At 63.6% G+C, this 21,678-nt stretch carries 21 protein-coding genes and 1 pseudogene; 3 read left to right on the top strand and 19 right to left on the bottom strand.

Annotated elements, in window-relative coordinates; all coding sequences use genetic code 11:
• Positions 1-510 precede the first annotated feature (510 nt).
• From IEY60_RS34110 to IEY60_RS34090, 5 genes and pseudogenes are all read right to left on the bottom strand, one after another.
• Positions 511-1,273, bottom strand: a pseudogene (locus IEY60_RS34110) (transposase).
• Between the two features lie 438 nt (positions 1,274-1,711).
• Positions 1,712-2,635, bottom strand: coding sequence for an amidohydrolase family protein (locus IEY60_RS34105; protein ID WP_189034690.1), 924 nt, complete (start codon positions 2,633-2,635; stop codon positions 1,712-1,714).
• Positions 2,636-3,232: 597 nt separating this feature from the next.
• The gene (gene hsaA, locus IEY60_RS34100; protein WP_189034672.1) at positions 3,233-4,408 is read right to left on the bottom strand and encodes a 3-hydroxy-9,10-secoandrosta-1,3,5(10)-triene-9,17-dione monooxygenase oxygenase subunit; all 1,176 of its coding nucleotides are present in this window, start codon (positions 4,406-4,408) and stop codon (positions 3,233-3,235) included.
• 379 nt (positions 4,409-4,787) lie between these two features.
• Positions 4,788-5,288: an integrase core domain-containing protein gene (locus tag IEY60_RS34095; protein ID WP_268241507.1), complete on the bottom strand. Its 501-nt coding sequence runs from the start codon at positions 5,286-5,288 to the stop codon at positions 4,788-4,790.
• A gap of 543 nt (positions 5,289-5,831) precedes the next feature.
• On the bottom strand, positions 5,832-6,287 hold the full coding sequence (locus tag IEY60_RS34090) for a DUF6283 family protein (RefSeq protein ID WP_189034689.1): 456 nt from the start codon (positions 6,285-6,287) through the stop codon (positions 5,832-5,834).
• Positions 6,288-6,349: 62 nt separating this feature from the next.
• Between IEY60_RS34090 and IEY60_RS34085 the strand changes: the two genes are divergently transcribed.
• Together IEY60_RS34085 and IEY60_RS34080 are read left to right on the top strand one after the other, a co-directional pair.
• The gene (locus IEY60_RS34085) at positions 6,350-6,862 is read left to right on the top strand and encodes an SMI1/KNR4 family protein (RefSeq protein WP_189034688.1); all 513 of its coding nucleotides are present in this window, start codon (positions 6,350-6,352) and stop codon (positions 6,860-6,862) included.
• A 614-nt stretch (positions 6,863-7,476) separates the two neighbouring features.
• The gene (locus tag IEY60_RS34080) at positions 7,477-7,824 is read left to right on the top strand and encodes a histone-like nucleoid-structuring protein Lsr2 (protein ID WP_189034670.1); all 348 of its coding nucleotides are present in this window, start codon (positions 7,477-7,479) and stop codon (positions 7,822-7,824) included.
• A 512-nt stretch (positions 7,825-8,336) separates the two neighbouring features.
• Here IEY60_RS34080 and IEY60_RS34075 read toward each other — a convergent pair.
• From IEY60_RS34075 to IEY60_RS34065, 3 genes are all read right to left on the bottom strand, one after another.
• Positions 8,337-8,537: a hypothetical protein gene (locus tag IEY60_RS34075; RefSeq protein ID WP_189034669.1), complete on the bottom strand. Its 201-nt coding sequence runs from the start codon at positions 8,535-8,537 to the stop codon at positions 8,337-8,339.
• A gap of 575 nt (positions 8,538-9,112) precedes the next feature.
• A complete protein-coding gene (locus IEY60_RS34070; protein ID WP_229740372.1) occupies positions 9,113-9,595 on the bottom strand; it encodes an aromatic-ring-hydroxylating dioxygenase subunit beta in 483 nt (160 codons plus the stop codon).
• Positions 9,585-10,781 (bottom strand): aromatic ring-hydroxylating oxygenase subunit alpha, encoded by a 1,197-nt coding sequence (locus IEY60_RS34065; protein WP_189034668.1) that lies wholly within the window; start codon positions 10,779-10,781, stop codon positions 9,585-9,587. Before IEY60_RS34065 ends, IEY60_RS34070 begins: the two co-directional genes overlap by 11 nt.
• 193 nt (positions 10,782-10,974) lie before the next feature.
• On the opposite strand from IEY60_RS34065, the gene IEY60_RS34060 reads away from it, so the two are divergent.
• Positions 10,975-11,775, top strand: a complete 801-nt coding sequence (locus tag IEY60_RS34060) for an SDR family NAD(P)-dependent oxidoreductase (protein WP_189034667.1) — start codon at positions 10,975-10,977, stop codon at positions 11,773-11,775.
• A gap of 106 nt (positions 11,776-11,881) precedes the next feature.
• Here IEY60_RS34060 and IEY60_RS34055 read toward each other — a convergent pair whose 3' ends face one another.
• The 11 genes from IEY60_RS34055 to IEY60_RS34005 form a co-directional block, all read right to left on the bottom strand.
• Positions 11,882-12,442: an NADPH-dependent FMN reductase gene (locus IEY60_RS34055; protein WP_189034666.1), complete on the bottom strand. Its 561-nt coding sequence runs from the start codon at positions 12,440-12,442 to the stop codon at positions 11,882-11,884.
• Positions 12,443-12,452: 10 nt separating this feature from the next.
• Positions 12,453-13,343, bottom strand: coding sequence for a VOC family protein (locus IEY60_RS34050; RefSeq protein WP_189034665.1), 891 nt, complete (start codon positions 13,341-13,343; stop codon positions 12,453-12,455).
• A gap of 64 nt (positions 13,344-13,407) precedes the next feature.
• Positions 13,408-14,580 (bottom strand): acyl-CoA dehydrogenase family protein, encoded by a 1,173-nt coding sequence (locus IEY60_RS34045; protein ID WP_189034664.1) that lies wholly within the window; start codon positions 14,578-14,580, stop codon positions 13,408-13,410.
• A gap of 72 nt (positions 14,581-14,652) precedes the next feature.
• Positions 14,653-15,225, bottom strand: a complete 573-nt coding sequence (locus tag IEY60_RS34040) for an aromatic-ring-hydroxylating dioxygenase subunit beta (protein ID WP_189034663.1) — start codon at positions 15,223-15,225, stop codon at positions 14,653-14,655.
• Positions 15,222-16,520, bottom strand: coding sequence for an aromatic ring-hydroxylating dioxygenase subunit alpha (locus IEY60_RS34035; protein WP_189034662.1), 1,299 nt, complete (start codon positions 16,518-16,520; stop codon positions 15,222-15,224). Before IEY60_RS34035 ends, IEY60_RS34040 begins: the two co-directional genes overlap by 4 nt.
• Positions 16,521-16,632: 112 nt before the next feature.
• Positions 16,633-16,965 (bottom strand): non-heme iron oxygenase ferredoxin subunit, encoded by a 333-nt coding sequence (locus tag IEY60_RS34030; protein WP_189034661.1) that lies wholly within the window; start codon positions 16,963-16,965, stop codon positions 16,633-16,635.
• Positions 16,966-16,979: 14 nt separating this feature from the next.
• Positions 16,980-18,215, bottom strand: a complete 1,236-nt coding sequence (locus IEY60_RS34025) for an NAD(P)/FAD-dependent oxidoreductase (protein WP_189034660.1) — start codon at positions 18,213-18,215, stop codon at positions 16,980-16,982.
• 54 nt (positions 18,216-18,269) lie between these two features.
• Positions 18,270-19,124, bottom strand: a complete 855-nt coding sequence (locus tag IEY60_RS34020; RefSeq protein ID WP_189034659.1) for a VOC family protein — start codon at positions 19,122-19,124, stop codon at positions 18,270-18,272.
• A gap of 140 nt (positions 19,125-19,264) precedes the next feature.
• Positions 19,265-20,110 (bottom strand): alpha/beta fold hydrolase, encoded by an 846-nt coding sequence (locus IEY60_RS34015; protein ID WP_229740371.1) that lies wholly within the window; start codon positions 20,108-20,110, stop codon positions 19,265-19,267.
• A gap of 28 nt (positions 20,111-20,138) precedes the next feature.
• Positions 20,139-20,789, bottom strand: coding sequence for a pyroglutamyl-peptidase I (locus IEY60_RS34010; RefSeq protein ID WP_189034658.1), 651 nt, complete (start codon positions 20,787-20,789; stop codon positions 20,139-20,141).
• Entirely contained in the window at positions 20,786-21,547 is a 762-nt protein-coding gene (locus IEY60_RS34005; protein WP_189034657.1) for an alpha/beta fold hydrolase, read from the bottom strand. Before IEY60_RS34005 ends, IEY60_RS34010 begins: the two co-directional genes overlap by 4 nt.
• Positions 21,548-21,678: the final 131 nt, after the last annotated feature.

Here is a 21,678-nt window from a genome sequence, read left to right as displayed (position 1 = left end):
GCAGTTGGGTTCCTTCTGCCCCTCAGACTATTCCGGCTCGCTGCTAGCACCGAAGCGCGCTCCGATCAGCCCACCGCGCGGCCGAGTGTGAGTTCCCTCACATTCTTGGATGGAATCGCCGAATCGGCCCCGGGAGTCGCGATCGACCCCGCTTCAGGGCCCCCAGACGACCCGGTCGAAGCCATTTTTGTGCTGCAACTGTGTGTATTGGCCAAACAACGTCAAGTACCGGAGCACAAGAAAACCCCCTCCGACCGAGGTCAGAGAGGGTCTTTCCTGTCGGGCTGACAGGATTTGAACCTGCGACCACCTGGCGAGCGTTCCGGTTCTCTGAACCATGCTCGATGCTGTCCAATACTACCTAGCATCAACATCTTTCGCGAAGTCGCCCGCTCGACAGTTCTCATGAATTTGCATTGATTCCGATCAAAACTGTGGGGTTTCTGTGGGGCGCTAAGGGTTGTCCCGTAAGCCTGACTCGGTGACAGACACGGGTCTACCGGCAAGGAATCAGCAGGCGTGGGCGAAGTTGGTCAGCCTCGCCACCCCAGCCATCGCGACACTCACCCCATCACCGCGCAAACGGCAGTCACGCAGGATCTTCCAGGTCTTCATCCGGGCGAACGCATGCTCGACGCGAGCACGGACCTTGCGATGGGACTTGTTGTGCGCCTGTTTCCATTCCGGCAGCTCGACACCAGGCGACCGGGCGGTGCGGGATGATCAACCCGGTGCCCTGGTAGCCGCCATCAGCGATCACCACCGCGTTGCGGCAAGCCTCGGCCGCGCCGGACTCGGTCCAGGCCCGGCAGTCGTTGCGATTGCCCGGCAACGGTCGCCCGAGCGCGACGACGAGTTCAGTGTCAGCGTCGATCACGACCTGATGGTTGGTCGAGTACCGGTAGTTCTCGCTCTGAACGGCCACCTTGTGATCCCGGGTCGGGACCAGAGTTCCGTCCGCGATCAACACCGCACCACGGCCGAATCGGGCGCGGGGCCGTAGCGCCAACGCCGGTCCCAGCTCATCGACCACCCGGGCCGCGGCCGACTTCGAGACCCCGAACACCGCCGCTGGCTCACGCATCGTGAGATTGGTTCGCCAATAGGTGGCCACCAGCAACACCCGGTCCTCGAAACACAACCCCCACCGCCGGCCCCGCAACGGCCGATCAGCGCCCTCACGCCGCAACTGGGTGGTCAAGCGAGTGAACGTTCGCGACCGCAGCCCGGAGAACAACTCCACCATCACCGGGCCAGACGCCGAGACCACCATCGACACGATACCCGTTGCCGTTCAACGGCTTACGGGACATCCCCTAGCCAACTCTCCCAGTGGAACACTGCGCCAGCTGCGGCGGACTTACTCCTTGCCGTGCGATGTACCGGCGAAATCGGTAACGCGCATCTCCCATACGATGCCGTATCCCAACTCCGAGATTCGACTCATGAGATCCCGGTTGATAGCCAGATACGGCAACTGGTAGGAACCTGGTTTCGAATCCGCTTTGATGCCCCCCCCCTGGGAGTCCACGCAGGTAAGTCCTTCTGCCATGGTGAATGCAGTTCGTCTTCATTCAATCGGCCTGGATCGATGTCGGCACTCTTACCGGCATCACTTCGGAATCGATCGCTCCCGGATTCGGGTGGTCCACCGCAGATGGATTCGGCTCAGATTCTCGCGCCACGTCGGGGCTTTCCCTGACTTCGGAAGCTAATTGCACATTCTCGAGAATAGGGCTTCAGCGCTTCCGCGATTGACCGAATCAAGTTGGCCAGGTCGCCAATCGTGGTAGGTGTCGAGCCAGAAATCGAATTCGACACCCAATTCCTCCGGAGCAAAAGGGAAGTCGCTGCCGTAGAGGACGTGACCTGGTGAGGCGAACGCCAGCAAGGAGGGGAGCGCTGACGGCGTCGAGGACATTGCTGTATCGAAGTAGAACCGCTTCAGATCAGTCAGAATGCGCTCCCGAGTTGTGTCCGGATTGAATATCGGTGCAACCTCAGCGAACCGGTAAGCGGCGTATGGCAGGAATCCTCCCGCGTGCGAGAGAATAACCTTCATTCTTTCATACCGGCTCATGACTCCATTTATGGTCATGTGTACGGCGGTCCGAGTGGTGTCAAATGGGAAGTCGAGAACAGGACCGGGGAGTCCGGGAAGCATCTCGATGGGCGGTTCAGTGGGATGAACAAACACTACCGCAGAGCGTGAGTTGATTTCGTCCCATAGTGGTTCGAACTCCTCCTCGCCAAGATATCGGCCATTAATATTGGATAGTAAAACGATGCCGTCAGCATTCAGCTCGTCCAGTGCGTAGATTGCTTCGGCGATTGCTCCGTCGATGTCAGGCAGGGGCAATACGGCAAAGTGTCCGAATCGATCTGGCCGATCCTTCACCAACTCTGCTTGATAATGGTTTACTTCGCGAGCAAGTTTGCGGGACTTGGCATCGTTCCCGAAATGAACGCCGGGCGCGCTTAGCGATAAGACTCCTGTAGAGATGGAGCGCCGATCCATCATTGCGATCGCGCTGCTTGGACTCCAGTCGGGTACCGGCCATGCCATTCCACGTCCATCGAGCACGCGGCGATAGTTGGGCGGGACCAGGTGCTGGTGTACGTCTATGCGCGACATTGGTGATTCTCCCAACGAATAGCTAGTTATGGGTTTGATTTCTGAGCTTGCTCTCATGAGCGGAAACGCCAGCCGGTCTGTGAAGCGAACCCGAAGAGCTCGCCGAAACAACTGATCGTTGTACCCCGCAATCAGAAACGTGCACAGATTTCCCAGGTGAGGCAGGACGCCACTCACGCGAGCAGATCGCATGTTGCTCGATTTGCTTCGGCAGAGGGAGCCGCCGTTCGAACCAGCGCGTGGTCCGCCGAGTACTGGGAGCGACGGGTGTTGACGTCTAGTGGGATTTGCGACTTGTCCGTGTCTGGGCTTTCCCAAGTCGAGCTGATTCGCATCGATTCTCGACGAGCATATTTGCGCTGAACCGCTCGGGCACACTCGATTGCGCCCCATGACTTGAGACCTTTGCCGGATAGAACAGACGATGCAATGGCAGTCCAAGGACAGCACAGAGACGGACAGAGATGGTCCGACAGGGTTGACGTTCTCGAACGATAGCTGACGGGATTTCGGCGCAGGAGTCCCAAAACGTTGCAGAATACAGGCGGTTCTATGGCGGTAGCGGTAGGCACTCCCGCGCTCGGGGTGGTTGTGTCATCAGAGCATCCCACCGTCTATCGAGACCCCGAACTCCTGGTCTCCGTACATTGCGAGCGCTGCTTCTGGGTCGTTGGCGACGTGGACGCGGGCAGAATGTGCATCCCGCCAGAAGCGCTGGATCGGCGTGCCGGTTGCGATCGCGGATGCACCTGAGTTCTCGAAGAGACGATCGATGGCATAGATTGCCCGTTCGGAGGCGCGCACCTGGTCGCGACGCACTTTGGCACGCAACGACATCGTAACTGTCCCGGACTCCGCGGCTGCCTCGATTTCAGAGATGTTGGTTGTCAACTGTAGCCAGGCGGCGTCGATTTCACTGGCAGCCTGCGCCACCCTGACTTTGGTGAATGGATCGTCCTTGGCCTTCGTGCCGCCGTAGGTTCGGACTCGCTCCTTCTGGTGTGTCACGTGCGCGTCGTAGGCTCCGGTCGCCATACCGATCAACGGTGCTGCGATGGTGGAGCTCATAAGAGAGTACAGCGGAACGCGGTATAGAGGATTCGAGTTGATGGATTGACCAGGGCATACACATCGGAAGGAGTCTGCAGAGCTCAACACCCGGTGTTCGGGCACGAACACATTGTCGACGATGATGTTGTTGCTGCCAGTGCCGCGCAGGCCGACAGTGTGCCAGACGTCCTCGATGATGTACTCGTCGGCCGGCACCGCCATCGCTACGTTGTCGATTGGCTTCCCATCCTCGCCTAGAATCAGCGCACCTAGAATGGCGCCCGCTGAGTAGGCTGATCCGGAGGAGAAGCCCCACGTTCCGCTGAGTAGATAGCCACCTTTCACGGCGGTCGCACGGCCCATCGGGGGGTAGGCGGAGGAGAGCAGGGCATCGGGATTCTTCGCCCAGAAATCGTCCTGGGCCTGCTCGGGAAAGTTGGCTAGATGCCAGGTGTGGGCACCAAGAACAGAACTAATCCACCCAGTAGAACCGCACGCACTCGCAATCAGCTTGACTGCCGAGTAGAAGGGAACGAGGCCCGACTCCATTCCGCCGTAGCGGCTAGGCTGAAGCATTCGGAAGAAGCCGGTCTCGCGGATCTCCTTGATCGAGTCGTCGGGGACCCTGCGATTGTCCTCGGCTTCCTGGGCTCGAGCCCGCAGGGTCGGGAGCAGCTCATGAATGCCGTCGAGCACCTGATCGTGCATAGATTGCTCCTTCATAGAAGTTGTGTGCAACAGGTTCCACTCCGCGGTTGCGTGTGATGTCTGAATTCGTCAGCCGGATTCGGTGTGGTCGACTTGTCGAACACGCGACATCTCCGCACGGTGTGCCGAGCGCGATTTCAAGTAAAATACGGCCTGAGTGAAGAGGTGCCAAGTGAAGTGTTCTGGATGTTGGAACAGTGTCGGAGAGTGGCAGGTCCCGCGTGAGACGCTGACTCCTCTATCACGGGCGGGACTGCAGAATTCCAGATGTCTAGCGGGGCGTAGAGGTTCAGGCCGCGTGTGGGCTTGATTGGAAGTCTCATATTCGACTGAGTGGCAGGTCCCCGATAGTCGATCCACCCGGATCCAGAGCCAGGTGTGATTGGTACCGATCTCAGTCGATCTCGCATGCCACGGGATGGTGTCGGTAGCTGCATCGGGCAGCGCACTCGACCGGGGTCAGGTAGCCCAGGCCCGAGTGACGATGGCGCGTGTTGTGCTCGTGCTTGAAGTCACCGATGACGACACGGGCCTCGAGCAGGTTCGTCCAGTGGTTGCGATCGAGGCACTCCCGCCGCAGGCGGTTGTTGAACGACTCGATGTAGGCGTTGTTCCACGACGTCCCCGGAGGGATGTACGACAACCCAACCCGACCGGCGCAAAACGATTGCAATGCTTGGGAAATGAACTCCGGCCCGTTGTCCATCCGCAGCACCATCGGTGGACCGCCCGCCGCGACGAAACAAGCCTCCAACTCGCGGGTGAGCCGCTCGGCGGTGATCGACCGCTCGACGATGTTCAGCAGCGATTCGCGGGTGTGCTCGTCGAGCATCGATGCGATCTTCACCGACTTGCCGTCGATGGTGGAATCGAACTGGAAGTCCAGTGCCCACACCACCTTCGGGGCAATCGGCCTCGACCGTTGGGCACGACGAGAGGCCGGCCCGGTTTGCGGGCGCTGTGGACCCGCCGCTGCAGGCCTTCCTCCTTCTCCACTCGCGATGCACCTTCTTCTTGTTCACCTCGCGGTGCTCGTCGAACCGCAGCGCCGCCCAGGCACGGCGGGCGTCCTTCTCGAGTTCGGCGTCGGCGAGCAGCCGCTTGAGTCGGCTGTTCTGTTCACGCAACTCCCGCAGCTCCTTCGCGGCGTCGACGTCCATGCCGCCGTAGGAGCGGCGCCAGTCGTACTACGTCGCGGTCGACACCTCGAGGTCGGCAGCGAGCTCGTCGTTGGTCTTGCCCGCGGCAGCGAGCTCGTCCGCGCGGCGCAGCTTGCGCACGACGTCCTCAGCGGAATGCTTATTCCGGCCAGCCCTGTGTTTCATAATCCTTCCGGCCCGATACCGGGCCACAGGACTCTAGATCAGGGTGGACTCAGCTACTGGGGACGTGCCACTTGAGTCAACGAACCGACTCAGCTACCAGTCGCCGACTATTTTCATGCGTCCGAGCTATCAGAATCGGCCATGCTCAGGTCACTACGCGTTCGAGCAACCTTCCGGATCGCCAACACAGCGTCCAGCCCGGGCTCGTCGATGTCGCGCTGGCCATGCTCGGCAGCCTCCCCACGTGAGGCGAACAACGCCACCGGCGACTCGTAGCCCTGCGCCTGATCGAACGTGTGCAGGCTGATCCGCGCCTGAATCAGCGCCAGGCGCAACGCCAACAACTCACCACCACCATGACCACCCACCCACCCGGCACACATCCGCCGCACACTCGAGTCCGCGGCGGTCTGGTGACACTGGAACAAGTGAGGCGCCTGCACACCCATGTCACCGCCATAGGCACGCAGCTTTTCGTACTCGCCGAAATCCCTCACTCCACTGGGAACGTCACGCCGGTACGGACAACTCACACAAGGCCGCGGCGCGGGAGTGACACGGGTGAGTATCGAACAGGGATGGGCCGGTTGCGGGTTGGTGTGAGCGGCACGCCCCGAAAACGGCGGCGGCGATCACCCCGCCGGCTACGCCCGAACAGCTCGCTGTAGCTCAAGCCCGCACCAGCCGGCAGTGGCCCGCGGCGCTGCACTGTTGGTTCGGTCTGCACAACGGCAGTCCCGACCACAAACCGGTGGTGCAGGTGGTTCCCGGGTTCGTTCCGCTGCCGATCGACCGGGTTGCCTCTTGGTGGGAATCGATGACGAGAACCTGGGCGAGCTGGAGTGAGGAGTTCGGCTACCTGGCGGCAGAACCGGCCGGGACGACGACTTTTCATTACATCAGCGCCTACATTCCGTTCGCCGAGAACGGATCGGGTGAGTTGTTGTTCCTCGACACCCGCCACGGCCGCCACCACGGTGGCGTGGGACATTTCGCGGGCGACGCCGCCGATCAATGCGTTCGGCTGTGGCCGTCGTTGCGCTCTGCGCTCGACGACGTCGTGTCGTCACTGGAGGGGCAGCGGCCATGTCGTGGCTGGATTCCGATTGTCGAGGACGGCGTGTTGGACTGGGACCTACCTTGACCTGTCGCGCGTCCTCGCCGACATGTTGGTCGTAGCGGGGCTCGTGGACCCACGTCTGCGAGACCGGTGTAGACCCGGTTCCCTGCCATCGACGTGGTGCCAGTACGGGTTCCCGTCATGCTTGAGGAAGTGATATACGGAATAGGCGCACCGGCAGGCCGTGGGAGCTCGCGCTGAGCTACCGCCACAAAAGCCGGGCCGCTCTCCCGTACGTTCGACGTCGGCTGTGCCATCGCAGGTGCGGACCAGTCCACGGTGCCCCTCGACGACCTGTCAGTCGAGTCTCCACATTCACCTCGAATTCGCCCTGGTGCTGGGGCATATTGGATCACGACCCCCTCGGATCTTCCGAACCAGGCGGACTCACAAATCACCAAATCGCGGCGCGTAGTTCGCTTCGAGCCGTCACCGAGACGGTCGCCTAACCGCAAACAGCGCAGCTCTGTCTCCCGACGTAGCTCCGCAGCTGGATTTCGACCCACGCACTCCGTCGTACGTCGATCGCCGAAACCGCGGTCTCCGCGCAAAGTCCGGGCGTGAGATAGTCATTCATGCAGCCTCCTAGATCCGGGCGGCAGTGTCGGCCAATTCATCGATCAGACAGGAACACCCGCATGGCACGCAAAGTGGTAGTCAATATCGTCGACGACATCGACGGCACCACCCCCGCTAGCGAGACAGTCACCTTCGGCATCGATGGCGCCCTCTACGAAATCGACCTCTCCGACAGCAACGCCACCAAGCTCCGCGACAACCTGGCCCAGTGGGTCGGGCACGCACGCAAAACCGGCCGCACAGCCAAATCGACCAGCCGCAACACTCCTGCACCGGCCACACCCACCCGAAACCGCAACGACCTCACCGCGATCCGAGCTTGGGCAGCCAAGAACGGCCACAAAGTCTCCGCACGCGGCCGCATCGCCGCCGAAGTCGTCGAGGCCTACAACAAAGCCGTGGCCTAGCCGACCGAACGGCCCCGCCACTCCCAACTCGAACCTGTCGACGGCGTCCTGTCACCCTCACCGCAGCCCCGCCTGGCAGTAGTGAGGATGACCGAGGCAAGGAGCCAAAGGTCCGGTCGAAGGCTCCGAGCTGACATGTCGACCTCGGACCGGGATGCGCCGACTGCGCGACGCGGCGCATCGACCGAATCTCGGGGATGTCACCTGTGTGAGCTCGGCGTGGATCCGGGCATTCACACTCCGACCGACCCAACGATCGCAGCGAGTCGGAGCTGCCCGCGACACTGGCGCGCTGTCTCCGCGTCAGAGGCCCCTACGCGCCACGCCCCGGTAGGTGCTCGCACGATTGTGGCCCGAGCACCAGCGGCCGCCACACAACCACGCTCTCACATAGCCCGGCCAGGTCCCACGGGCCGGACGCCCCGCATCCACCCGCTTCTGGTGAGCCTTGACCGCCTGATCGAAGACCCAGGTGATCTCAGTGCCCGTGCGCCGGCCCAACGCCAGTCCGATCATGTGCTGAGGTGGCGATCAGCTGGGCAGGTGTCTGGGTCGTTCGGCCTATCTGCGGCCTCGAGCAAGATGACCACCCAGCGGCGATAGAAGCGCGCGATGCGATGGCGGACGGATGTCTGCTTCGCGATGCTCAACATCCAAGCGGTGGTGAAGAAGATCGCCAGCTGCGCGAGTGAGATCCCGATGACGGTCACCATTATCGCGGGCCCCCACTCGGCATGCCCAGTGGGTAGCCCATTGCCATCGCTCGGGTTTCCCGCAGATAGCAGCGCTCGATACAGCAGTGCTCGGTGACCATCAACAACGTCGTCGCCGCGACGTCGAAGTGGATGGGTCCATGGGCATCGTTACGGTCATGGCCCATGGGTTCGGGATCGAAGGGTGCTGGCGTGGTCATCAGGGAACTACCCGATTTCGTTCACAGGGGAGTCAGAACGACAACAATGCGGTCCTCCTCCGCGCATGGGACGGTTCGGCGGCACTGGGCGTGGAATCCGCCGCGAAGTCCCCGGCTTGTCCGGTGTGCTCGTCGCGGTGGCGGGACGCCAGGTCCACCCGAGACAACCAGAATCCCTGAACGCCGAGAGGTGCGGCCCGCGTGACTCGCGCCAGAAGAGTGCGCGTGTCGATGCGGATCCGGGCTCCTCGTGCGACCACAACTCCCGCCTGAGCTCGAGAGAACCGCTCCCGCTCAACGAACGCGCAGATCCGCAATACCCGGGTTGTTCGAGTGGGGCCGCCTTGGTCCGGAATGCTCACCGCGCCGCCTCCCTTACAGCGGATACACCAGATACCGCGCCGGCATGCTGTCCAGACGCACCGCGCGACTGACGAACCGAGCTCTGTCGTCAGAGATCTCGACGACGTCCTCGTAGTACCCGGTGGCCAACATCCCGGACAGCACGTCGTTCTCGGAGTAACTCACCTGGAAGTTCGAGCGGATGTTCCATCGGCCGTCGCCAGCGGGCAATGCTCGCGTTCGTTGCGTAACGTGCCGAGTTCGATAAGGCTCGATGGTTCCCGCCCACACCTCGGTGATGAACTTGATGCGGTCCAGCACCCGGGCGCGATTGTCGTCGTACATGTAGGCCAACGGCAGTCCGAGCGCGAGGTTGTCGAGAGTGTGCACGGTGTAGGAGCATTCGTCGGCGAACAGGTCGGGCCACCGTTGCCAGTCCTGGTCGTCGAGGACTTCGGCGTATCGGCCGAGCAGGTCGTCGACAGCGCGCATATCGGTGGCAGTCTCAGTGATCAAAACCCATCACCTTCCGGTAGTTGGCCCAGCCGACGGTGTTGCCGATCTCGTCGTTCTGAGTGGCGTCTTCTGGACATCCGTCGACGCCCTTGACGAACCGCGCCAGGGTGCCGTCGGTGGCGGTCATCTGCTGGCGGTTGAACACGGCGGCGTCCTCGATGGTGATGAATCCACTGGGGCCCAACAGGTTCGATGCTTGACGGACACGGTGCGCGCGGTACTCGTCGGTGTCGCTGACGTGTCCGAAGAACGCGTAGCTGACCTCCGTGCGGTCGACACCGCGCGGACGCGCGAATCGGATATTGATGGTGTCGACGTGCTTGGTGAGCACCGTGACCGGGCGTAGCGCCACCACCCGTGCGCGGTCATCTGTTCCGCGGAATTGGACGACGCTCGGATCCGCCAGATATCCGTTGTCGACGTACGGCGTACTTTGGTAGCCCACCGAGAAGTGACCGGTAGGCTGGGTGATCCGAACATCGCCTTTGCCGCCCTGCCAGCCGAGAATTCGAAATCCCGTGTGCAACAGCGGCGCATGGTAGAAGTCGTTGTCGAAGTAGGTCTTCCAGTTGGTCTTGTAGACGACCTTCTGGTAGCCGAGCAGCGTGAGCTCGCCGTCGTCGAGCAAGCAGTCACGCACCGGGTCGGCGCACTCACCCAGGAAGGCCTCCAGCAGTGGAGTGTCCGGGTGCCTGGTGACGAATATCAAACCGGCGATCTCGGAAACTCTCAGCTCGGGGAGCGCGTAATCCTTCCGATCGAAATCGGAACGGAACTCCCGCTCCCCCGGCGCCCCGCAGAACTCGCCACCACTGTTGAACAGCCAGCGATGGTATGGGCACTGAAACTCTTCCGCAACCCCGACCGCGCGCTGCTCGAGTAGTGTTCCACGGTGTGTGCACGTGTTCACAAAGGCGCGGATCCGGTCGTCGGCCCCTCGACTGACGAGGATCGGGACTTCGCCGAGCCATGTTGTCTTGAAGCTGTTCACCTCGCCCAATTCCGCGCGATGCGCGACCGGGTGCCAGTACGGACCGTAGAAAATCCGGTCCAGCTCCTCTCGATACACCGAAGTATCCGAGAATATCTCTTTGGGTAGATCGAGGGGGTTGGTGAACCGGGCAGCGATCGAAGCACGAACCTGCTCGTACTCGGTCGCAGTATCCCTGTCGGTGGCATTCACCATGCGAGTTGCCTCCGCATCTATTATTCCGACGGTCGCCGGTGCGCTCAGCGGGCCACAGCCGATCCGTCACGATGATTCCGGCGCTCAGAACAATTCCATTGCCGTTGTCGGAAATACTATGATTTCATCCACTCCGGGTCAACCCCTGAAACCCGAAAATTATTGTGCCACATGATGGAAAGGCCGAGTTGACATGTTGACTTCTATTCCGGAATTGCCATTGTCCGGACGAACAGCGATTGTTACCGCCGCCGGCGCGGGCATCGGGCGGGCGATCGCGCTGGAATGGGCAGCGCAAGGCGGCATCGTCGTCGCCGCGGACCTGCACGCCGACTCGGCCGAAGCCACAGCCCGGTCGATCCGACAGGCTCGCGGCGAATCTGTATGGGCGACTGTTGACGTCACCGCTCCGGACGCGATGTCGCAGGCCGTGGCGGCCGCGCTCGACAGTTACGGTCGGGTCGACGCGCTGTTCAATGTGGCGGGCGCCAGCTTGCCCAGGCGCGTCGACGAGATGGACGACACGGATTGGTACCGAATGATCGATATCAACCTGACCTCCGTGTATCGCTGCTCGAAGGCGGTGATTCCCGAGCTTCGCCGAGCCGGCGGCGGGAGCATCGTCAATGTCTCGTCCACCGCGGGCCTGCTCGCCGAGAATCGGTGCGCCGCCTATAGCGCTGCCAAGGGCGGAGTACTGCTCCTGACCAAGAACATGGCGATGGACTACGCCGCGGACAGCATCCGGGTCAATGCGATCTGCCCAGGGAGCACCATGACTCCCCGCATCCGGGAGTACCTTGACCGGGTACCCGGTCACGACTCCATGATCGACGGATTGTGCCCGATGAAGCGCTTCGCCGAGCCGGCGGAAATCGCTCGACCCGCGGTCTTCCTCGCCTCCGACGCGGCGAGCTATATCACCGGGGCGGTATTGGCTGTCGACGGCGGGCTCACCGCCGGAAAGCATTTCGCCATCTTCGAAGACGCGTAGGCCTGCCCGCGTGGACGCGAATCGCCCTGGCCCTCGACTTGCGAGGACCAGGGCGACTCTGTACTGCGAGGATGCTGTGCCCGGGGCACGACCGCTGGATTGTGGGTTACGGCGTGCGCGCGGTATCCCGCGCGGCACAGACTTCTCGCCCCACTGTGGTGAGCTGAAAGGCGACCTGTTCATCGGTCTGCTGCCCGTACGCGACGCGGGTCGACGCCGAATTGATCGCCGCACCCAGCGGTGTCGGCCACCCACGCAATGCGTGGACGATGCTGCGCAGCGTCTGCAGCGTGGTCACCGCCGCCTGCCAGCCGTACGCCGTCGTGACACAGCCGACCGCACGGCCCGACAGGTACGGATTGTCGTCCTCACGAAGGTCTTCGACGTAGTCCAGCGCGTTCTTGACCAGGCCCGAGACGGAGCCGTGGTATCCCGGCGAGGCGATGATCACCCCGTCCGCGCGCCGGAGCGCGTCGACCAGCCGCTGCGCCTCTTCGACTTTCGGACTGTCCGGGTCGTACATCGGCAGACGCGCGAGCGCACTGCCACCGAAGAGTTCGGTCCGCGCGCCGTTGTCCTTCGCGGCATCCAGCGCGATACGCAAGGCCGACTCTGTCGACGACTGCGCTCGCACGGTTCCGCCGAGACCGACGATGAATGGCTGCACTGCCGACTCCTCAGACCATCTTCATGAGGCCGTCGTGCCCCCACGCGAAACCCGGCCCCAGCAAGTAGTTTTCGGCGGTCCAGGTCTCGGGATCGACGGTCCGCGGCCCCCAACCGTACTCGAAATGCCACCCGGAAGGATTCTGAAAGTAGAACGAGAAGACATGATCGTTGTGGTGCCGCCCGGTCGAGGTCGAGGTGATGCCCCGATCCAGACACAGGTCATAGCTGTGGCCGACGTCGTCCATGGTGACGGTCTCGAACATGACATGCTGAATTTTTCGTGGCGCCCCGGGGATGTGCATGAACGCCAGCGAGTGATGGCGGGCATTGCAGTGCAGAAAGACCGCGAACGGCCCCACCTTCGGAATATGGGCGAAGTCGCTCACACCGAAACCCAGTACTCGAGAATAGAATTCGGCCGCGCCGAGGATGTCCTCGGCATAGAGCACGACGTGGCCCATTCCCGCCTCGCCCATGTTGAACCCGGCCAGGTCGCGGGCGGGCCGGAACTTGGGCAGGAATACCTTCTCGTGTCCGAGGACGAGCTCCATGCGGACTCCCGAGTACGGGCACACGAAGTGGACGAATTCCATGACTCGTCGATCGGCTGCTTCTTCGGGCGTGCCGGTGGTCACCGCGATGCCTGCGGCATCGAGCTGAGCGGCAGCGGACTCGAGTGCGGCTTTCGACGGGACATCCCATCCGACATACGCGACATCGTCGTCGTGACCGGCGCGAACACCGATGCGGTGGTGACGGTCGTCGGCACGAACGTAGAGCAGGTTGTCTTCGCTGTCGCGCGAGACCTCCAGCCCTAGGACTTCCGTCGCGTACTTCTTCCACCCCGGCACATCACTGGATGTCCCGACGACGTAGCTGAGCTGACTCACAGCGGCCATGGATCTTCTTCTTTCCTGAGGCCTTGATTAAGGGGGATTTGGTGAAGTGCCGGCATGGCGGGCCTCAGAACACGACGAGCTTCGGGTCGCGTTCGAGGCCGAGCACGATGCGGCCGTAGTGCTGGAGGTTGGCGCGGGTGAACGAGACATGACTGGCCATCATGTGGATATCGCGCCACCGCTGCTGCATCGGGCTCGACTCCTTGAACCCGGAGGTGCCGCTGAGCGCGAACAGCCGATCGACCGAACCCACGAGCAGCTCGGCCACCCGGTTGTAGTCCCGCAGGATTTCGGCACGATCGGCGATCTCGAGGCGCTCGGATGTCCTCGCCACCTGCAGGATTCGCCGGATCGTCGACTGGGCCGACGCGAGATCGGCCGCCGTCCTGGCGACAGCCTCCTGGACTACCTCCGAACCCGCGGTCAGCGCTCGCCCGCGCGCCCACTCGAGGAAGTGGTCGTTGGCGTCCAGCGCCGTCCCCACCATTGGGCCGAGGAAGGTCAGCCCGGCGTGCAGTGCGAGGGGCTGTCGATAGAGCGGGCCCGGATTCGAGACGCTACCCGGGCCCTCCCCCGCCACCAGTGCGGCCGCAGGCAGCACGAAGTCCTCGGGCACGAAGATGTCCTCGACGACGATCGTCTTGCTGCCGGTTCCGCGCATGCCGGCGGCGTACCAGTCGTCCTCGATCGAGTAGTCACCCGGCGCGACGAGGAAGTGGTGATTCGCGGGCCGCCCGCCTTCCTTGATCAGGCCGCTGACGATCACCCAGGAGGCGTGATCGACGCCGCTGGCGAATCCGTGCCTGCCGGTCAGCCGATAGCCACCGTCGACCTTGTCCACTGTCGCTGCTGGGGCCAGCGAGGCGGCGACGTTCGTGTCCGGCCCCTCGGCCCAGACCGCCTCCTGCGCCGGTGCCGGGAAGAAGCCGACCATGTGAGCGTCGTGCGGAAGCAGCGCGGCGCACCACGCCGTAGACGCACACGCCCGGCCGAGCTCCACCGACACCTCGTACATGGTGTCGAGCGAGAGTTCGTCACCGCCGTACTTGCGCGGCGCGAGAATTCGACCACCCAGCCCCGCGGCCACGATCTCGTCGATCGAGTCGCGCGGAACCGCGCGCAACGCCTCCGTGATCGCCGCGCGCTCCCGGATCTGCGGTGCAATGGCTCGCGCGCGCGCGACGAGCGTCTCATGCAGCTCCAGGTCGGTGGAACCACCGATATCGGTTACTACCATGACAATTCATCTCCTTCGGGCCGGGAGGCCGCGGTGGGTTGGTTCGCGACGAGTCGCGCGCGGAGAGATCAGCTAGAACAGCACACTCAGGTTCTTCGACTGCACGACGTTCTGATCCAGCAGGATGGTTCGCTTCGCGATCTCGAAACCGCTGCGCGTGACGCGGAGCAGATCGCGCCGTTCGCCTGCCCAGATATCGGTTTCGGATTCGAGACGGTTGCGATAGAGCAGAAAATTCGACGACACGTCGTACTCAGCCGATTCGGCGGCGGCGTCGTGTCCGGTACGAGGGGTGACGATCACGTTCGAGATCAGATGCCGGCACCGCGACGGCGGATCCTCAGCCCAGTGCGTTCCGGAATGCATCTGGTTCACCCGCATCCGCAACGAATCGATGTTGTCGTAGAAATGGGCGACCTCGATGCCTTCGGGCACTTCGTCCTGATCGCGCTGGCGACGAAGCCGGTTCTTGCGTACCGGCATCCAATACAAGATGTCCTCGGCGAACAACTCCAGCCATGCGCCCCACTGCCAGTGGTCGAGCAACTGCGCCTCGCGGTAGAGGAACTGTTCGACCCGATACTGGAGCAGCATCCGTTCCTGTTCACCGGCCGCGGTGAAGGTGACGATCTCTTCCACGGTCATCGCGCCACGCTCGCATCATTGGTTGCCGTGACTGCCGAGGGAATCGCCGGCCATGCCTCGGTGGTCATGAACTCCAGCCACCGCCGGTAGAAGCCGCGTTGACCGGCTTCACCGAAGAACGAGTCGTAGTACTCACCCGGGAACTCCGGGTGGTCCCGGCCGGTGCCCAGGCCCATTTCGTAGTTCCACGCCATCTTCCGTGCCTGATGGCCGTGTTCGAGGATACCGCCGATCATGCCCCAGTTCTCGCCGTCGTCGGTCTCGACGACACCGGCGGCGCCTTCGGTGAACGACGCCGAGATCTGCTGGGCTCGCTTGGCCTCCGGCGGCGCGTCCTTTTCCACCACGGTGTACGACCAGATCTCGAACTTGTTGGGGCCCTTGGGATGCCAGACCCGGAAGTTGGCCGAGCCGGGCAGACCCGAGAAGTTCGGGAAGGCGTTGAAGTTGGCGACCATGTCGGCGCGATCGCCTACCCGTTCGCGAGCGATCTGACGCTTCTTCTCGTTGTATTGCCCGAGCGGATCGTCGGCGAAGCGGGTGTGGCGCTCGAACAGGAAGCTCTCCCCGTGTCCTTCGCGCAGGGAGACGTGCGCGCCGTCCTTGGCGTCGAACCCGGGACCGAACGCCAGCAGCGACGACAGGTGACTCGTCGTGGCATGGTAGGTGTCACCGGCGAATTGCTCCGCCGCCAGCTTCCAGTTCGCGTTGATCGTCCATTTGATCGCGCCGGGGAGCACTTCGATGCCACCGGCGGCGTGGTCGACCCAGCCGTCGATGTAGTACTTCAGATCACCCAGGTATTCGTCGAGCCCCGGCGCCGCGGCGTCGAAGTTGCCGAAGATCAAGCCCTTGTAGCTGTCCACCTGTGCGACCTGGACCAGGCCGTTGTCCTCGAGGGAGAGTTTGTTGAAGTACGCGTCTTCGAGGTTGGGGACACCGGCCAGCTTGCCCGCGCTGTCGTAGGTCCAGCCGTGATAGGTGCACATGAACGAGCGGGCGTTGCCCTCCTCCGCCCGGCACACTCGCATACCCCGATGCCGACAGACGTTCAGGAACGCCTTGATGCCGCCGTCGGGCTGCCGCACGACCAGCACCGGGTCGCTACCCATGTAGGTGGCGTAGAAGTCGTGCGGATTCGGAATCATGCTGTCGTGGGCGAGGAACAGCCAGGAACGTCCGAAGATTCGTTCCTGTTCCAGTTTGTAGATCTCGTCGCTGACGAATATCTCGGGCCCGATTCTGCCCTGTTTCCAGTCCACCAGCGAATGCAGATAATCGGCGTCGATAGCCATGATTATCTCCCTTCTTTCATCCGATTCATCTGATCGGTATCGTCTGCGCTGCAAGCTAATCAGCACACGGAGGCGTAGTCGATGGGCTCGTTCTGGGCGGCGGAACGCGGATTCAGCCCTCTACCAGAACGTATACGGCCCCATCGACCACCTGGACCTCGTACTTCGTCAGCGGCGCCGCCGCGGGCGGCGCGGTGACCGCACCGGTCTTGATGCAGAACTTGGCGAAATGCCACCCGCATTCGATTTCGCCGTTCTCGATGAATCCCTCGTCGGCGAGCGAAGACTTGTCGTGCGAGCACCAATCGGCGGTCGCATAAAACTCGCCTTCGATGTTGTACACCGCGATGGGCGGCTGCAGATTCACCCGGGTCACATTCCCCGGGGCCAGTTCCTCGACCGCGCACACCCGGACCAGGTTCTCCGACTTCTCCGTCACTGTCATTTCGTCCTCCTGTTCTACGCCGCGGGTCGCGGACCGTCGCCGATGTGGCGGATGTCGACTGCCGGATCGGACAGCAACGCCGGATCCGGGCACACTTTTCTTTCGATGAGGTTCATCGCCATGCGGACCTCACGTCGTCGATTGACCCCCACAACGCCGACGAGCACTCTCCGGTGCAGATGGAACACGGTGAAGTCCAGCGACTCCGGGTCCCCGCGCCAGACGAGCTGGTCGGTCGCGCGCCGATGACCCGCGCCCGAAATGCTGGTCTCGCCCTGATCGGACCAGAACCACGGCACTTCGCGATACGGTTCGCCGCGACCCACCATCGCGCGGGCCGCGGCGATGCCCTGGTTCTGCGCGTTCTGCCAGTGCTCGAGCCGAACCCGTTCGCCGGCGATCCGGTCGGGTTGATTGGCGACGTCCCCGGCGGCGTACACCCCGGGCACCGAGGTTTCGCAGAACTCGTCGACGACGATGCCGTTGTCGATCTCGAACGTGCCGTCGGCGACCACATCGATCGCCGGAACGACCCCGATCCCGATGATCACCAGATCGGCGTCGGCGACGAACCCATCCGTGGTGTGTACCCGGCGGACATGACTGTCACCTTCGATGCGGGCGACCTCCGCGTTCGTCCTGATGCGCACCCCTCGCCCGGAATGCCACTGCGCCAAGCGATCTCCGATCGGTGCGCCGAGGGCTCGGCGCAGAAGGCCGGAGTCGCGCTCGAGAACCGTGACCTCGCTGCCCGCCGCCACCGCCGCCGCCGCAAGCTCCATTCCGATCAGTCCCCCGCCGACGATGACGACTGAACTGCCCGCACGCAGGCGGTCGCGAATGGCCACCGAGTCGTCCACCGTCCGCAGGAAATACACGCCGTCCAGGTCGAGCCCCGCGATATCGGGTCGTCGCGGCGAGGTTCCCGTGCACAGCAGCACCTTGTCGGCCGCCAGCGACACCCCGCCCTTGAACTCCACCCGGCGGCCGTGGGTGTCGATGCGAGTCGCCCGGTAGCCCAGCAGCAGCTCGATGTTGTTGTCGGAGTAGAACCGGGCCGGATGGATCAACGTCTCCGCCGGCTCTTTGTGTCCCAGCACCACTTCCTTCGACAGCGGCGGACGGTCATAGGGCAGGTGGTGCTCGGCGCCGATAAGGACGACGCGGCCGTCGAACCCCTCGGCACGCAATGTCTCGGCCGCACGGGCGCCGGCCAAACTCGCACCCACCACGACGTAGGTTTCGGTCATTTCGCTGTCTCGATCATCTCGGGGTGCCTCTCGCACGCGGTCGGACGCCGTTCGTCAATCACGGTGATGACCCCACAGGCTGGTCGAGTCGTAGTTCGACACCCGCCAGGTCGCGTCGTCGACGAGCCGACCGTCGTAGCCGTACTCGACCTCGGATCCGGAGGGGTTCTTCATGAAGAACGAGATCGCCAGATCGTTGGTATGGCGGCCCAGGGTCTCGGTCAGCGGCACCCCGCGCGCGTCGACCTCGTCGAGGGTGCGTCCGACGTCGTCGATGTCGGTCACTTCGAGCATGAAGTGACCGAGGGCGGGCGCGTACTTGTCGTTCTCCACGAAGGCCAGGCTGTGGTGGCGGGGATTGACATGCAGGAAGTGCACCTTGCGCCCGGTGAACTCGATGGTGTCGCTGAGCCGGAACCCGAGCACATCGAGGTAGAACCGCTTGGCCTGCGCCAGGTCGGTGACAAAGAAGAAGACGTGGCCAAGGCCGAGATCGCCGGTGACGAACCGGATTCCGCGCGGCGAGACAAAGGGGTCCTTCGGGACAAGGGCGCCGTAGAAGAACTCGAGACGGTGTCCGTCGGAGTCGGTGCAGCGCAGTAGTCCTTCGACGCCACGAGCCGCGGCGCAGTCGGGATCGTGGATCACCGCCACTCCCGCGGCGGCCAATCGACGACCGAGCGCGTCGAGCTGCGCGCTGTTGGCGACCTCCCAGCCGACGTAAGCCACCTCGCCGACCTCGCCCTGGTGGATCGCGAATCTCCAGCCACGCTCGTCGGCACGGAGCAGGACGGTCTGATCGTCGGCGGAGACGTCTTGCAGGCCGAGCACGCCGGTGCCGTACGAGCGCCAGGCGTCCAGGTCCGTTGCGTTGAGGCCCAGGTAGCCGAGCCCGACAACTTCAGTCATAGTGGCGTGTTGCCTTCCGGGATGAGTCGATCGGAACCAGTTCCGATGTCGATCTGGTTGTGCAGCTTGGGGTCAGGGGGCCGGTCGCGACAACGCCACCGATCCATCTGCCGGAACGCGGGGACTGGTCGCACAGGCGGTCAGGCCGCGAGAAAGGCCCGCACGGCGGTCACGAACTGGTGCGGCCGCTCGAACGGTGGCCAGTGCCCGCAGTTGTTCAAGACGACGAGATCTGCGCTCGGCAAGTAGCCCAGCAGCATCAAGGCACCCTCCAACGGCACCATTCGGTCCGATCGACCGTGCACGATCAGCGTCGGCACGGTGATCCGCGCGAGGGCAGCCAGATTGCTGCGCGCCACGATGGTGGATCGCGACCATGCCTCGGCGTGCTCGGGCTCGCGTAGCCGCCAGGCGTACAGTCGCTCGACCAGGTCGTCGTCGATCAGTTCCGGGTCGAACACGATGGCCTTCAGCAACCGGGCGATCCGATCGAGATCGGCTGGGCGCGACTGACATTCGTCGAACAACCGCCCCACTTCGCTGGGCGCGGGGGCGAGCAGATAGGGGTCACCGCCGGTGGACGCGCTGCAGCCACCCACGATCAGTCGCGAGACCCGGTCGGGTGCGGTCATCGCCATGTCCAGGGCGACCGTGCCACCCGTGGACACCCCGAGCACGGACACCGCGTCGAGCCCGAGTTCGTCGAGCACCGCCAGGGTGTTCCGCACATACAGGTCGTGCACTGGCTCGTGGAATTCGCGGGCCGAACTGCGTCCGAAATTGGGGTAGTCCACCAGGATGCAGCGGTGATCGACCGCCAGATCCGCGAGAATCCGATGGTAGGTCAGCCAGGCCGTCGTGCCGGGAAGCGGTCCGAATGCCTGCTGAATGACCAGCGGCGGCCCCGTTCCGACATCGTGGAAATGGACGGTGCTGCCGTCCGACTCCACGGTTCGACTACTCGATTGTTCGGATAGTTCCATCATTCGAGTTCTCCTCTGAGGTCCACACGTCTCAACTGATCGCGCCGCCGCCGATGCTCAGATCGGGCCCTTCGTGTCGCGCCGCGATCGAAATAGCCAGTCGGACAGCTTCTTCTAGGTGGTCGATCGCCATCGACGGGATGGGCGGCATCGCGACAGCGGCGGCTCGCGGCGGAGTCGCCGGGATGTGCAGCATCCCGACGCGGGCCGTGGATTCACGCAGCAGATGCCGGGCGAGGTAGAACACCTGATTGCACAGGTAGGTACCGGCGGTCTGGGAGACGTATCCGGGAATACCCACCCGGCGCCAGGCGTCGACGATGGCCTTCACCGGCAGCGTGGTGAAATACGCCGCCGGCGCATCGGTGACTACGGGCTCATCGATGGGGGTCCGGCCTGCGATGTCGGGAATCGGGAAGTCGCGCACATTGATCGCAACGCGTTCCAACGCCGGCGCCGTGCGGCCGGGAGCGACACCGGTGAGGATGACGACGTCGGGCCGCGTGAATTCGATGGCCGCGCTCAGCGCGGGCCGGATCTGCTCGGTGTCGACCGGCACTACCGCGCCGGACACGTCGAAGCCGTCGATCCGCTGCCCGTCCAACCGTCGCGCGATCGCGCCGCTCGGATTGTCCGCTTCGTCGGCATAGGCCCCGAATCCGGTGAGGAGTACCCGGTTCACGCTGTCGTCGCCGCCAGGTATCGCGCCTGGAACGCCGCGAATTCGGCGACGAACCGCTCGGAGCGTTCCAGCATGACCGATGACTGTGTCAGACCGGGCGCGATGTACAGCTCGGTGCGCGGCGCCTGCTTGTGCCAGATGAACGCGTCGTCCACCGGGTGGATCGGGTCGTCGAGATCCCCGCGGCACACCAGCGTCGGCACGGCGAGGTCGGCCAGATGCGGGCGCAGGGTGAAGAACTCCTGGAATTGCGGACCGATGCGGGTCTTGGCGTAGAAGTCGACGGCCGTTCGCCAGTCGTCGCCGTGCAGGCTCTGCCACTCGCGGGCCTGCGCACCGTCGGGATCGACCTCGGTGAACACCGTGTTGAGCGAGGTGTTCCCGCTCGTACTCAGTCCGATGATCGGTGCGTCGACCGTCAATGTCCTGACCCGAGAGGGGTTGTCGAGCGCCATCCGCCCCACGACTCGTGAGCCGAGCGAGACCCCCGCGAGGTCGACCCGGTCGAGCCCGAGTTCGTCGAGCAGCCGCCACAGATCCTGGATCCATATCTGCGGCCGGGTCAGCGGCGCCACCCGCTGGCTGCGGCCCAGCCCACGCAAGTCGGGCACGATGACCCGGTAGGAACGGGCCAGCTGCGGGATGAGGTCGCCGAACCAGCGTCCGGACGCCGCGGCGCCGTGCACGAGCAGCAAGGGCTCACCCTGGCCGTGCTCTTCGTAGTAGATCTCGACACCGTCGACAGCCAATGTGGCCATGGGTGAATTCCTTCCGCTCCAGCGCTGCTTGTCGAGACAGCAGATTCGCGGCCGGGGCAGCGACAAACAACGGTCGTGTTCCACAGGACGGCAAACCGGCCCGGCGATCGGCGGAACAGTGCGGGATGTTC

The organism is Nocardia rhizosphaerihabitans, from assembly GCF_014646295.1.
GTDB lineage: Bacteria > Actinomycetota > Actinomycetes > Mycobacteriales > Mycobacteriaceae > Nocardia > Nocardia rhizosphaerihabitans.
Note: the sequence above shows the minus strand (reverse complement) of the source record. Positions and strands in the feature narration are given on the sequence as shown.

Coding starts and splice junctions, on each gene's coding strand:
- IEY60_RS34050 (WP_189034665.1), bottom strand. CDS start 13,343: ATGGCCGCTGTGAGTCAGCTCAGCTACGTCGTCGGGACATCCAGTGAT.
- IEY60_RS34080 (WP_189034670.1), top strand. CDS start 7,477: ATGGCACGCAAAGTGGTAGTCAATATCGTCGACGACATCGACGGCACC.
- IEY60_RS34045 (WP_189034664.1), bottom strand. CDS start 14,580: ATGGTAGTAACCGATATCGGTGGTTCCACCGACCTGGAGCTGCATGAG.
- IEY60_RS34015 (WP_229740371.1), bottom strand. CDS start 20,110: ATGATGGAACTATCCGAACAATCGAGTAGTCGAACCGTGGAGTCGGAC.
- IEY60_RS34035 (WP_189034662.1), bottom strand. CDS start 16,520: ATGGCTATCGACGCCGATTATCTGCATTCGCTGGTGGACTGGAAACAG.
- IEY60_RS34060 (WP_189034667.1), top strand. CDS start 10,975: ATGTTGACTTCTATTCCGGAATTGCCATTGTCCGGACGAACAGCGATT.
- IEY60_RS34075 (WP_189034669.1), bottom strand. CDS start 8,537: ATGGTGACCGTCATCGGGATCTCACTCGCGCAGCTGGCGATCTTCTTC.
- IEY60_RS34020 (WP_189034659.1), bottom strand. CDS start 19,124: ATGACTGAAGTTGTCGGGCTCGGCTACCTGGGCCTCAACGCAACGGAC.
- IEY60_RS34005 (WP_189034657.1), bottom strand. CDS start 21,547: ATGGCCACATTGGCTGTCGACGGTGTCGAGATCTACTACGAAGAGCAC.
- IEY60_RS34030 (WP_189034661.1), bottom strand. CDS start 16,965: ATGACAGTGACGGAGAAGTCGGAGAACCTGGTCCGGGTGTGCGCGGTC.
- IEY60_RS34105 (WP_189034690.1), bottom strand. CDS start 2,635: ATGTCGCGCATAGACGTACACCAGCACCTGGTCCCGCCCAACTATCGC.
- IEY60_RS34065 (WP_189034668.1), bottom strand. CDS start 10,781: ATGGTGAATGCCACCGACAGGGATACTGCGACCGAGTACGAGCAGGTT.
- IEY60_RS34040 (WP_189034663.1), bottom strand. CDS start 15,225: ATGACCGTGGAAGAGATCGTCACCTTCACCGCGGCCGGTGAACAGGAA.
- hsaA (WP_189034672.1), bottom strand. CDS start 4,408: ATGAAGGAGCAATCTATGCACGATCAGGTGCTCGACGGCATTCATGAG.
- IEY60_RS34025 (WP_189034660.1), bottom strand. CDS start 18,215: ATGACCGAAACCTACGTCGTGGTGGGTGCGAGTTTGGCCGGCGCCCGT.